The sequence below is a fragment of the Paenibacillus sp. AD87 genome, from assembly GCF_001659845.1.
In the GTDB taxonomy this organism is placed as follows: domain Bacteria; phylum Bacillota; class Bacilli; order Paenibacillales; family Paenibacillaceae; genus Paenibacillus; species Paenibacillus marchantiae.
Genome location: NZ_LXQN01000007.1, coordinates 3,503,040 through 3,515,597 on the forward strand (window position 1 = coordinate 3,503,040; position 12,558 = coordinate 3,515,597).

14 protein-coding genes are annotated in these 12,558 nt (G+C 44.3%); 1 reads left to right on the plus strand and 13 read right to left on the minus strand.

Going from position 1 to position 12,558, the window contains the following annotated elements; all coding sequences use genetic code 11:
* Nucleotides 1-13 precede the first annotated feature (13 nt).
* The 4 genes from gpAD87_RS15310 to rplS form a co-directional block, all read right to left on the minus strand.
* The gene (locus gpAD87_RS15310; protein WP_082935136.1) at nucleotides 14-718 is read right to left on the minus strand and encodes a ribonuclease HII; all 705 of its coding nucleotides are present in this window, start codon (nucleotides 716-718) and stop codon (nucleotides 14-16) included.
* A gap of 399 nt (nucleotides 719-1,117) precedes the next feature.
* Entirely contained in the window at nucleotides 1,118-1,981 is an 864-nt protein-coding gene (ylqF, locus tag gpAD87_RS15315; RefSeq protein ID WP_063564655.1) for a ribosome biogenesis GTPase YlqF, read from the minus strand.
* 166 nt (nucleotides 1,982-2,147) lie between these two features.
* On the minus strand, nucleotides 2,148-2,768 hold the full coding sequence (lepB, locus tag gpAD87_RS15320) for a signal peptidase I (RefSeq protein ID WP_063564656.1): 621 nt from the start codon (nucleotides 2,766-2,768) through the stop codon (nucleotides 2,148-2,150).
* A gap of 256 nt (nucleotides 2,769-3,024) precedes the next feature.
* Nucleotides 3,025-3,366 carry a 50S ribosomal protein L19 gene (gene rplS, locus gpAD87_RS15325; protein ID WP_024630190.1) on the minus strand — a complete coding sequence of 114 codons (342 nt, stop codon included), beginning with the start codon at nucleotides 3,364-3,366 and terminating at the stop codon, nucleotides 3,025-3,027.
* A gap of 514 nt (nucleotides 3,367-3,880) precedes the next feature.
* On the opposite strand from rplS, the gene gpAD87_RS15330 reads away from it, so the two are divergent.
* The gene (locus gpAD87_RS15330) at nucleotides 3,881-4,849 is read left to right on the plus strand and encodes a polysaccharide deacetylase family protein (RefSeq protein ID WP_064639084.1); all 969 of its coding nucleotides are present in this window, start codon (nucleotides 3,881-3,883) and stop codon (nucleotides 4,847-4,849) included.
* A 1-nt stretch (nucleotide 4,850) separates the two neighbouring features.
* Here the strand turns inward: gpAD87_RS15330 and gpAD87_RS15335 are convergent, their stop codons facing one another.
* The 9 genes from gpAD87_RS15335 to ftsY all read right to left on the minus strand — a co-directional run bounded on the left by gpAD87_RS15335 (nucleotide 4,851) and on the right by ftsY (nucleotide 12,511).
* The gene (locus tag gpAD87_RS15335) at nucleotides 4,851-6,107 is read right to left on the minus strand and encodes a hypothetical protein (protein WP_064639085.1); all 1,257 of its coding nucleotides are present in this window, start codon (nucleotides 6,105-6,107) and stop codon (nucleotides 4,851-4,853) included.
* Nucleotides 6,108-6,550: 443 nt separating this feature from the next.
* Entirely contained in the window at nucleotides 6,551-7,318 is a 768-nt protein-coding gene (gene trmD, locus gpAD87_RS15340; protein WP_064639086.1) for a tRNA (guanosine(37)-N1)-methyltransferase TrmD, read from the minus strand.
* Between the two features lies 1 nt (nucleotide 7,319).
* Nucleotides 7,320-7,832: a ribosome maturation factor RimM gene (gene rimM / locus gpAD87_RS15345; protein WP_064639087.1), complete on the minus strand. Its 513-nt coding sequence runs from the start codon at nucleotides 7,830-7,832 to the stop codon at nucleotides 7,320-7,322.
* Between the two features lie 240 nt (nucleotides 7,833-8,072).
* On the minus strand, nucleotides 8,073-8,303 hold the full coding sequence (locus gpAD87_RS15350; RefSeq protein WP_024630185.1) for a KH domain-containing protein: 231 nt from the start codon (nucleotides 8,301-8,303) through the stop codon (nucleotides 8,073-8,075).
* Between the two features lie 23 nt (nucleotides 8,304-8,326).
* A complete protein-coding gene (rpsP, locus tag gpAD87_RS15355) occupies nucleotides 8,327-8,599 on the minus strand; it encodes a 30S ribosomal protein S16 (protein ID WP_024630184.1) in 273 nt (90 codons plus the stop codon).
* A gap of 54 nt (nucleotides 8,600-8,653) precedes the next feature.
* Nucleotides 8,654-10,030: a signal recognition particle protein gene (gene ffh / locus gpAD87_RS15360; protein ID WP_063564662.1), complete on the minus strand. Its 1,377-nt coding sequence runs from the start codon at nucleotides 10,028-10,030 to the stop codon at nucleotides 8,654-8,656.
* A 65-nt stretch (nucleotides 10,031-10,095) separates the two neighbouring features.
* A complete protein-coding gene (locus tag gpAD87_RS15365; RefSeq protein ID WP_063564663.1) occupies nucleotides 10,096-10,446 on the minus strand; it encodes a putative DNA-binding protein in 351 nt (116 codons plus the stop codon).
* A gap of 260 nt (nucleotides 10,447-10,706) precedes the next feature.
* Nucleotides 10,707-11,354 carry a PAQR family membrane homeostasis protein TrhA gene (gene trhA / locus gpAD87_RS15370; RefSeq protein ID WP_064639088.1) on the minus strand — a complete coding sequence of 216 codons (648 nt, stop codon included), beginning with the start codon at nucleotides 11,352-11,354 and terminating at the stop codon, nucleotides 10,707-10,709.
* A 143-nt stretch (nucleotides 11,355-11,497) separates the two neighbouring features.
* Nucleotides 11,498-12,511, minus strand: a complete 1,014-nt coding sequence (gene ftsY / locus gpAD87_RS15375; protein WP_064639089.1) for a signal recognition particle-docking protein FtsY — start codon at nucleotides 12,509-12,511, stop codon at nucleotides 11,498-11,500.
* Nucleotides 12,512-12,558 lie beyond the last annotated feature (47 nt).

Below are 12,558 nucleotides of genomic sequence, written 5' to 3' on the forward strand. Positions count from 1 at the left end.
CGTGTATGGTTAATTAAAATAAAGTATGCTGTTCTCCGAGCAGATTGCCGAGAAAACTGCGACGATGCATGGGTGTAGCACCAAGAGCCATAATCTGTTCACGATGAAATTTCGTTGCATACCCCTTATGTATCGATAAACCATATTCCGGATATAACGTATCCCAATCTTCCTTGCAAAGCCTATCCCGGGTAACCTTCGCAATAATGGATGCTGCCGCAATGGATTGACTGTTGGCATCGCCTTTAATAATAGACAACTGCGGTATATTCACATCTACCTTTTCGGCATCTACCAACAGGTAGTCCGGAACGCCCTCAAGCGCTTCTACCGCACGTTTCATGGCAAGCCTTGCAGCCTGTTTAATATTCAATTGATCAATCGTTTCAGCATCTGCATAACCGATTCCCACTGACAACGCCTTTTCCATTATGATGTCATATAATGCGTCGCGCTTTTTCTCCGTTAATTTCTTGGAATCATTAACCCCTTCCAAAATCAGATCACGAGGTAAAATAACGGCTGCCGCTACTACATCTCCAAATAAACAACCTCGTCCCACTTCATCAATACCGGCAATACGTTCAAATCCGCTTTCCCAATATTCACGCTCATAGATCAGCAGATCTTTGGCCTCCACCATTTCTTTTTTCTTCTTTTTCGGTTCAACCAGGGCATCCAGTTGCGTCAATTCAATTAACTCATTCATTTCATTCATTATGGTATCATCTCCTCTGCCCACTCTTGCTTCAACACATCACTTTTATATCATTTTATTATATAGACGTAGATTCCCGATTTTTGTTCTATCAGATCCTATTAAATAAGAAATAAGCTTCTGTAAAGCATATGATAATACGATGGTGAGTTATTATTTTATCGGTATCTGATGGCTTAAATTGAAGATATTCAGCATTGAGCAGGCTAAATCTTCATCCCTCATCATAGCATGTTTTAAGAGACCCAGATATACGTACAATACAATCCCATAAAGTGCAATTTTCTAGAATGACCTTCCAGATCAATCACGATTCCTCTATTTTAATTAAAGTACGACAAAAAGCGACCGCTCCCGGTAATCCGGTAACGGCCGCTTCTTTCGGCAGTTGTCTGTTATTTAATAAGGAGCTTCCATAGAGAAACGTCCCATTTTGCCCGCACGCAGTTCACGCAGAAATGCTCGCGATGCCTTTTCCAAATCGATACGCCCACCACTTACCACACAACCACGTATACGCCCAACCTGTTCCATGATCGCAACAACGCTGTCAGAATCATCCGCATCCTTGGAGAACTCCTGAAGTCCGTATCGTTCTTCAAGAGAATCCCAGTAATAACGCATCAGATAACTGATGCCAAAAAAGGCGATGTCTTCTGCATTCAGAATCTCTTCCTTAATTGCACCTGTTACCGCAAGACGATAACCCACGTTTTGATCTTCAAATTTCGGCCAAAGAATACCCGGGGTATCCAGCAGTTCCATTTCTTTACCAACTTTGATCCACTGCTGGCCCTTCGTCACACCAGGACGATCTCCCGTTGCCGCAATGTTCCGTCCAGCCAGTCGGTTAATTAGCGTGGATTTACCTACGTTTGGAATACCAACAATCAGTCCACGAACCGCTCTAGGGTTAATCCCTTTAGCTATTTGACGGTCAATTTTTTCTTTTAGGAGAAGCTTCGCTTGTGTTGGGATGTCTTTCACGTTGGTACCTGTTGAAGCATCTACAGGGAAAGCAGTGATTCCCTCTTTTTTGAAATATTCAATCCATTCTTGCGTTACTTTCGCATCCGCCAAGTCGGACTTATTCAACAAAATCATCCGGGGTTTGCCCTGTAAAATCTCGTCAATCATCGGGTTGCGGCTGGAGACAGGCAGACGGGCATCCAGCAGTTCGATGACCACGTCAATCAGCTTTAACTTATCCTGAATCTGGCGTCTGGCTCGGGTCATATGACCTGGAAACCATTGAATCGTCACCTTGTCTTCACCTCATTATTTGTTGATATACAAGCTTTTTCTATAACATGCACACCACATCATTTCGCTGGCAAAACAATCTTAGATCTCTATTATCCCCAGATTAGTTCTGCCCTCTACGTTTTGGTGTACATTTTATATCTTGCTTATATATCCTGCATTCATATTAATGGTTAATCCACTTGATATCGCCGATTGGCCAGAAAATCACATCTGCACGACCTACAATATCCGTCAATGACACATAACCGATCATACGGCTATCTGTACTGTTCGGACGGTTATCCCCCATTACAAAAACATGACCTTCAGGTACTTTCCCATCCGGGAATTGTTCATTAGGGAAGTCCTTCACGTTATAGGTTCCACCGTTCGCTTCAGCAGCATCGATTGCTCCCTGAATGTAAGTTTCATCGACTTTTTTACCATTGACTAGAACTGTATCGTCCTGAACCTCAACGGTATCACCAGCGACAGCAATGACACGTTTAATAAAATCACGGCCTTCGGTTGGAACGTGGAATACGATTACTTCTCCGCGCTGTGGTTCCCTAATATCGTATAAAATTTCATTGACGATCACACGTTCACCTGTATGAAAATTCGGCTGCATGGAAGGCCCGTCCACAACAAACGGTTTGAACAGCAACCACCGAATCAAAATAACAAGTACTAGTGCGATCACGATGGCTTTGAGCCATTCGAAAATTTCATTTTTGGCTTTTTTGGATCGACTGCCTTTCTCTTCGGCAGTATTGCCCTGGTCCTGTTGAACTTCCTGTTCCATTAATGATCTTCCTCTCTTCACAGTACATGTTATAGCAGTTTTTACACATCATCAGTTATGTAATCTTACACGCAAGCATTACCAGTACATTTAATCCACAATTCAAATGTCCTTCAATAACTGATTCCACAAGCCTCCCGGACTATTCGCGCGTGTGCCGCCATACCATTTTACTCGGAAGTGCACCTCCGGTTCAACTTTTCCCGGACAAAAACGAAAAGGGCTTGTCTCCAAGCCCTCCCCGGTATCCGTTATATTAACGAATTTCTTTAATTCTCGCTGCTTTACCGCGTAGTTCACGAAGATAATAAAGCTTCGCACGACGCACTTTACCACGGCGAGCCACTTCGATTCTATCGATTTTAGGGGAATGAAGCGGGAAAGCTCTTTCCACACCTACACCGTAAGAAATTTTACGAACTGTAAAAGTCTCACTGATTCCACCACCACGGCGTTTAATCACAACACCTTCGAACAATTGGATACGCTCACGAGTTCCCTCGATTACCTTAACGTGCACTTTCAAAGTGTCACCAGGACGAAAACTCGGAATATCCTTACGAAGTTGTTCTTGTGTAATCGCTTGAACGATATTCATCTATGACTCCCTCCTTCCGTACAGGCGTTCATACTTCTTCCAGAGAACACCTTGTCTCCTTCATTATCCATAGAGGACCGCCGTATTCCACATAACAGACTTATTGTATCACGCACCATAACAAAACACAAGGAAAAATAAACAAATTGCCGACAGAACTCTTTGGTTCTTCAATCACCTGTAATCCTCATTAATTTCCTTTCTCCAATTAGACGTTATCCGCTATAACGTTCCTCTTAAAATAAGTCCTAAATTTTATTATAGTCACATTACAATTCCATTAAAATACACCTGTACATGCTTTTCTACACAATCCCTTTATGCACATCAAAGCTTCGCCCTATGGATTGTAATAATTAGTATTCTTGAATAAGTCAAGCATTAGACGGAAAAAATACTGTAACTTTCTGTCAAGAAAGATCGTCTATGATATAGCTTGTTGGATTACATGGTGATGCATCTAAAATGTAATTCCACGAAGAAATGAAATGGCAAAAGGAGAACCAAACGAATTATGAAATACTTCAAAAAAATTGCTCTTGCTGCACTCGCATTACTCACTTGTACCATTACAATGTATGCGTATGCAGTAACTCATCCTACCAATGCAATGTCTCACAAAGCATGCACGTCCTGGGATATGGTCAAACGTAAGGCATTTCTAATGTCTCACTCCGATTATTCCAGCAAACCTGCACTTGATCTGGCTACCTTTCACATCGCACAAGGTTCGGCTACTGAAGTACCTGTACTGATGTATCATTACATACAGCCCAAAATTAATAATCATGAAACAAACAACAAATCGATCATTAATCTGGAAGACTTCGAAGAAAACATGAAATATTTGCATGAAGAAGGCTACAACACAATTACACTGGAGCAGCTTGAACAATACGTGAATGGACAGATCTCCCTGCCCCAAAAGTCGATTGTCATCACCTTTGATGATGGGTATCAGAACAATTATACTTTAGCCTACCCTGTGCTAAAAAAATATAATTTCCATGCTTCCCTGTTTGTAATCGGCAGCAAAATTCAGGATCAGCCTTCGCCTTTTGATCCAGCCAAAAAAACGTTTATCTCCAAACAGGAGATGCAGACCGCTAAAGACGTCTTTGAGTTCAATAGCCATACCTATAACCTGCATCACAAGGGATATATGCGTTGCGGCGACAACGTGCCCGTCGGACTCGACACAAGTCTGCTCAATGATGACGTCAAGCTGATGAAAGAAACTGGTATTGATACGCCGTATCTTGCCTACCCTTTCGGTTATACCAGCACACAGATGATCTATCAGCTGCAGCAAAATGGGTATCGCATGGCCTTTTCCGTACGTTCAGGATTTGTTCGACCTGGGGATAATCCTATGAAGCTCCCACGATTAACGGTTACGACAGGAACCGATTTGGCTGCATTGCTCCATCCTGAATCAGACCAACAACAGGAAATCCTTCCTGTCGTAGAGATCAGTCATTAAGCTAGAGTGAAACTTCCCCGCCTGGATAAAGAGTCGAGCTATACAGCCTTTTTGGCTGAAGCTGGGCTCTTTTTATGTTCAAAGAGGTTGGAGTGGTTATCTCCATCACTGAGCTGGAATAGATCACCGCCTCATGTGCATCATAGATGATGACCTGTTCCCTTCCGCTCTGACACAAGTCTGCATGTACGGCGTAGCCATCTCTTTCGAACGCTGCAACCGTTTGCATGTTACCATTGATCAAAGATGGCAGGACATCCCCACCTCGGCGATAAGCCAGGATATAGTCAAGCCCGCTGTCATCCCAGTTGCGTACAGGCTCAATAATGGTTAACCATCCACGCGTTTTACGATCTTCTTTCCAAAGTTCCTTTCCGTCGCTATCCAGCATAAACATTCCATCCTTACCATTCTCATCTCCACGAATAATCCGATCCAGGCCAGCAATCTGTAATCCTTGTCTTTCTCTATAAAATTTCCCCAGTGCAATATGCTGTGATTCAATCGAATCCTCATAACGCCATTTTTCATTACCGTACCGATCCATCATCACCGTGACACTGCCACCGATAACAATTTCAACCTCTCCATCCTCGTCCACATCGCCAAACCATATACAGTCTGCGTGATCATCAAGATTCTGACAGGACCATAATAATGTTCCATCATGATCCAGCATGTCATACCCGGCCATCACTTCATCCTTGCCATCCCCATCGATATCGTAAACCCACGGATAATGACCTATATTACCTTCATGCTTCCATAACAATTTGAAATCGTGATCTAATGCCCATAACGTCTTATACCGATCCTTTAGCAGGATATCCATCGTGTGTTGGTCACCAGTCAGGTTTGCAAGAATAATACAGTCATGCGCTTGCTCTCCAGGCAAATCATGACGTTTCTTTATCTCTCCGGTTCTTCCGTCCAGAATAAGAAATTGTTTGTTCATTACACACAGCACTTCATTATTTCCGTCCCCATCCCAATCTGCAATCTGAGCGGGGTAGTCTGATCCTGGACCACCTGCATCCGGGTCCGGTGTTCCGACCTGCCACATTAATGTTCCATCCAGATCATATGCCGACAAACAGCATACCTGATGCGGAACGTAACGGTCGTCTATGCCCCCATCTGCCTGCACCAACAGCATCTCAAGCCTGCCATCTCCATTCAAATCCCCCAGAAGCATCTTGCAGCGCTCTCCAGCTTCGCTAACATTTACTCTACCAACTTCATAAGGCTGATGATTCATAATCTTCCTCCTTAGCATGTTGTTTCATACGCTTCTATATAAATTAAACTAAAGAATATTTACACTTACCACTCCGATGACAGAACCACCTTCCGATCGCTGTTATCCCCAGATTTTTGAATTCTTTTTCAAATGGGAAAATCCGGTGATAAAGGCGAGGTGTATGCTTCCGATGCAGCTTTCTTTCAGAAAGCTTTTAGCTCCGCTTCTTCAGGTTATTTCTGTCCTCTCCGTTTCTCGTGTAAATGTTTAGTTCAATTTATAAAGCTGAAATCACCATAAAGAAATTTTTCAGTTTATACAACCCTATTTCGGAACATGCAAAAATGTTCAAAGCGGCAAAAGTGTTCAATACAGAAAAAGACCAACCTTCATATCACAAGGCTGGTCTCTCAAGCTTTCGAATGAGATTATTTTACTTACTCAAACGAGATATCAACAAATTACTCTGCATTCTTTTCACGATCGGAACGAAGCTTGTTTAACCAAATTCGTTCTTTATCCGTCAAGTCCGCCGTCTCCAACATATCCGGTCTACGTTCCAGCGTACGAAGCAATGACTGCTCCCTGCGCCATGCCTCAATATTCAGATGATGTCCAGATAACAACATATCGGGCACCTTCATACCTCTAAATTCCGGAGGACGTGTGTAGTGCGGGTATTCGAGCAATCCGGTACTGAATGAATCCGTTACAGCACTTGTCTCATTACCAAGTACACCCGGAATAAGGCGTACAATACTATCAATCGCAACCATCGCAGGCAGCTCGCCACCCGTCAGCACGTAATCACCAATCGACAATTCGTCCGTCACGAGAAACTCACGGATACGCTCATCATAGCCTTCATAATGACCGCAAATAAAAATCAGATGGTCTTCTTGTACAAGTTCCTCTGCTTTTTTCTGTGTGAACGTCTCACCTTGCGGACACATTAGAATAATACGTGGCGGTTTCATCGTTGCCGCAGCTTCCCCTCGCTGCTCTAATACATCCTCAACAGCAGCAAAGATCGGATCTGGCTTTAATACCATACCTCCACCGCCGCCGTAAGGTGCATCGTCAACTGTATTATGTTTGTTGGTCGCAAAATTTCGGAAGTTTGTTGCTCCCAGAGACACAAGCCCTTTGGTTTGGGCTTTGCCCAGAATGCTGGTTCCGAACACACCGTCAAACATTTCCGGGAATAGGGTTAATACATCCACTTTCATGTTACAGCAGCCCTTCCATCAGGTGAACCTTGACTTGCTTCTCTGTAACGTCCACATCAAGAACAACATCATCAATAACCGGGAGCAGAATTTCTTTGCCTGCAGGCGTTTTGACAACCCATACATCATTCGCTCCAGGAGTCAAAATCTCAGAGATGGTTCCAAGTGTTTCACCCTCTTCGGTGAGGACAGAACACCCAACGATTTGATGGAAGTAGTATTCACCTTCCTCCAGCTCTGCCAGATTCTCTTTTAACACTTTGGCCATGCCGCCTTTAAACTTCTCTACTTCATTAATGTTGCCATACTCTTTCAGACGAAGAATATACATATTCTTATGCAAACGTGCAGATTCCACGTTAACCATGACTGGATGATTATCTGGTGTAAAGAAAAACAACTCTGCATTTTTCGCAAAACGCACTTCCGGGAAATCAGTTAAAGGCATGATTCTCACCTCGCCACGAATTCCATGCGTATTGACGATTTTACCTACATTCATAAACTCTGCCATACTTTCCTCCTACAATCCATTCATATTGGTACTCATATGTGATGATCTCCCTGCGGCCGTTCCGGTTACGGATCTTTCTTCGGATCGCTGTTATCCTAACGCTTCTTCAGAATCGATTCCGTCCCCTTCACTACTTCCGCAGATAATCATACTTGACGAGCTATTTCAATCCTATTATTTAAGTTTCAGCATGCACGAAAAGGGGCTAGGACATGCATCCTAACCCCCTTTCGTATATCTTTAAGATATGATATCGACGGTTACCCGTTTATCCATCTTAACTGCTGCTGATGTGACGACTGTACGAAGAGACTTTGCGATTCGTCCCTGTTTACCAATCACTTTCCCAACATCGTCAGGATGAACGGTTAACTCATAAACGACAAGCCGGTCTTTCTCAACCGTCCGAACCGCCACATCTTCCGGATGATCGACCAAAGCCTTAGCAATTATGCTTACTAATTCTTCCATAGAGGACCCTCCGAATCAGCACCTTATTTAGTCAATTTAGACTCGTGGAACTTCTTCATCACGCCCGCTTTGCTCAGCAAGTTGCGGACAGTGTCGGATGCTTGTGCACCGTTTTGAAGCCATTGCAATGCTTTATCTTCATCGATCTTAACAACAGCCGGTTGTTCAACCGGGTTGTAGTAACCGATCTCCTCGATAAAACGACCGTCACGTGGGGAACGGGAATCCGATACCACTACGCGGTAGAAAGGAGCTTTGTGAGCACCCATACGTTTCAGACGAATACGAACTGCCATTTGAAAATTCACCTCCTTCAATGAAATCTGTATATCGTTCAGCTGCCATTGGAATCAACGGAAAGGAAACTTCATTCCTTTGCCCAGACCCTTAAGCTGCTTCATCGCTTTATTCTTGCCGCCTTTAGGTCCCATCATATCCGAGAACTGTTTCATCATGCGGCGCATCTCATCAAACTGCTTGATCAGACGGTTTACTTCGGCTAGGGATGTTCCACTACCTGTAGCAATCCGCTTCCGGCGGCTATGGTTGATCATATCCGGGTTACGTTTCTCCTCGGTCGTCATGGAGTACACGATCGCTTCGATTCGGCCCATCTGTTTATCATCAACTTTCAGGTCCTTGGCTTGTTTCATCTTGCCCATACCAGGAATCATATCCATGATCTGATCGATTGGTCCCAGCTTTTTCACTTGATCCATTTGCTCAAGGAAATCTTCAAACGTAAATTCTGCATTACGCATCTTCCGTTCCATTTCCTTGGCTTTATCGGTATCAATGTTGGACTGTGCTTTCTCAATCAGAGATAGCATATCACCCATACCAAGAATACGTGAAGCCATACGCTCCGGATGGAAAGGTTCCAGTGCATCAAGTTTCTCACCAAGGGAAGCAAACTTGATTGGGCAACCGGTGACTGCTTTAACGGAAAGCGCGGCACCACCACGAGTATCTCCGTCAAGCTTGGTCAGAACGACACCCGTCAGATTAAGCTGCTGGTTAAAGTGTTCTGCCACATTAACTGCATCCTGACCTGTCATGCTGTCTACGACAAGCAATACTTCATCGGGATTTACTACGCTATGAATCTGACGAAGCTCTTCCATCAGTTCTTCATCGACATGCAGGCGTCCAGCCGTATCGATAATGACATAGTCATTGCCGTTGTCCTTGGCATGCTGCAGACCCTGACGTGCGATCTCTACAGGGCTTGTCTGATCTCCCAGTGTGAATACCGGCGCTTTGATCTGCTCGCCGAGCACTTGCAACTGCTTGATCGCTGCTGGACGATAAATATCTCCTGCAACAAGCAACGGTCTACTATTCTGCTTTTGCAGCATTTTAGCCAGTTTACCGGATGTGGTCGTTTTACCTGCACCCTGCAAACCAACCATCATCAGTACCGTAGGCGGTTTGTTCGCTTTAGCCAGCTTGGACTGGCTTCCACCCATCAAATCCGTCAGTTCCTTGTTTACGATGTCGATAATGACCATTCCTGGCGTGAAGCTCTCCATCACTTCTTTGCCAACAGCCTTCTCTTTCACCTTGGCGATGAATTCCTTGACCACTTTGAAGTTTACATCCGCTTCGAGCAATGCCAGACGTACCTCGCGCATAGCTTCGGCAACATCTTCATCAGACACCTTGCCTTTGCCGCGCAGCTTGCTGAACACATTCTGCAATCGGGTCGTTAATCCTTCAAATGCCATGATCCCACCTCCTTAAGCTGTAATACTGTTTTCAGGACCGATACGTTTCGTTCAACTCTTAAGAACTATTCTCTGAGCTGATGAATAATATCGTTTATTTGTTGGTTGTTATCAATGGAAACGCCTGCGCGCTCCAATGCATTTTGCAAATCTTCAAGATTACGGTTGCGCCGTTCGTGCTTCTCCAGCAAGCCAAGCTTGCTTTCGTAATTTTCCAGCACTTGTTCGGCACGCTTGATATGCTCGTATACCGCCTGGCGGCTGATCTCGAACTCGGCTGCAATCTCGCCCAGCGAGAAATCATCATGAAAGTAATACTTTAGAAAAGTCTGCTGTTTCTCGGTAAGCAACCGTTCATAGAAAGCAAACAGCAAGTTAATCCGGTTTGTCTTCTCAAGCCGGTTTTCTTGACTCATAACGGGGCACTCCCTTCGTCAAGGAAAAACACTTTACACTCTTGCAACGTTCCTAATAATACCTAAAACAATTCAGGTTGTCAAGCAAAAATACTTGTCACAATAAAAACGTTCATTTTGCACTCATTTTTCGTGCCTACACGGTTGATCTTAGCCATTCCTCTATAGTTGAATACGACCTGCTGTATCCTTTATATAGAACAAAAAACGAATGGGTCTCCACAGATGGAGCCGATTCGTTTTACGCTATCTACCGTGTTCTAGCGAAGTGGTGTCAGGTACAGCAGTACCATAAAGAAATGAAGAATACTGCCTGCCAACACAAAGAGATGCCAAATCGCATGGTGGTACGGAAACCCACGCCACACATAAAAAAGCGTACCCAGTGTATACATCAAACCTCCAGCAACCAGCAGCACGATTCCTCCTGTAGGAATGGCAGCCATAAGCGGTTGCCAGGCAATAACGATGAGCCAGCCCATTGCAATATAGAAAATCGTGGACATGAATAGAAACCTTTTTGTAAAAAACGCCTTAAAGATCACGCCGAATAATGCAATTCCCCAGATTACACCGAACAGGGTCCAACCAAGTGTGCCCCGAACAGCAATAAACAAAAGCGGAGTGTACGATCCCGCAATAAACAAATAAATGGAAGAATGGTCGAAAATCTCAAATAAATCTTTCATTTTTCCATCTTTCCATGCATGCACGAGTGTAGAGCTCGTATAGAGCAGCAGCATGGTGATCCCGTAGATCGTGAAACTGACCACATGCCAAGCCGTGCCTTTCATACTCGAAAATACAATCAACAGCACTAGTGCAGCTACACTGAGTGCAGCGCCAATTCCATGAGTCACCGCATTGGCGACTTCCTCACGGCGGGAATAGGTGTAGGTATTGGCCATATCAACCGTCCTTTCTAGCCCTTTAGCCTTGCCTTCTTTATTCCCATTATACACGTATTGCCAGTGACATTACACGTGACACTTATCACGTATATCACTGGCAATACGGTTGCGCTATTCATTCATCCTATTTATTAATGGTTCTAGGAATTAGCTTCCTCTTCTTCAGCACTTTCAGCTGGCTGTTCTTGAATCAATCCGGCAAACAACGCATGCACGAATTGCTCCGAGTCGAAAGGCTGCAGATCATCAATTTTCTCACCAAGTCCGACCAGCTTCACAGGCAGATCCAACTCCTGGCGAATGGCAACAACAATACCACCTTTGGCGGTACCATCCAGCTTCGTCAGTACAAGTCCAGTTACCCCGCTCTTCTCTCCGAAGAGTTTGGCCTGATTCAGTGCATTCTGACCTGTAGTTGCATCCAGCACCATTAATACTTCATGAGGTGCTTCCGGAATTTCACGTTGAATGACACGATAGATTTTGTTGAGTTCGTCCATTAGATTGGATTTATTTTGCAGACGGCCTGCGGTATCACAGAGCAATACATCAGCACCCCGTTGCTTCGCAGCCTGCACCGCATCGTACATAACAGCGGCAGGGTCAGAACCTGACTGTTGCTTGATGACATCCACACCAGCGCGTTGTCCCCATACTTCGAGTTGCTCAATCGCTCCGGCACGGAACGTGTCACCTGCTGCCATGATGACCTTTTTGCCTTGCTGTTTGAAACGATGAGCCAGTTTACCAATCGTTGTTGTTTTACCAACACCATTAACACCAACAAACAAAATAACCGTAATTCCATCCGGATTCATTTTCAGTTCATTATTCTGCTCACCACGAAGCAAACCCGTCAGTTTTTCGGACAGTACAGGCTGTAGTTCAGCCGCATCCTCAATTTTGCGTTTTTTAACCTCATCACGCAGATCTTCAATCAGTTTCATGACCGTATTGACACCTACGTCGGCTCCAATCAGAATCTCTTCCAATTCTTCATAGAATTCCTCGTCGATTTTTTTGCGACGGATAACGAGATCCGACACTTTCTCTACAAGGCCTTTACGCGTCTTTTCCAACCCGTCCTTGAACTGTTTGGTAACCGACTCCGTTTTGCTTGCAATGCTGTCTCTCAGCTTTTTAAAAAAACTCATAAAGCCCCTCCATCGTGTACATTTCTTAGTTTAAATGATATTAGATG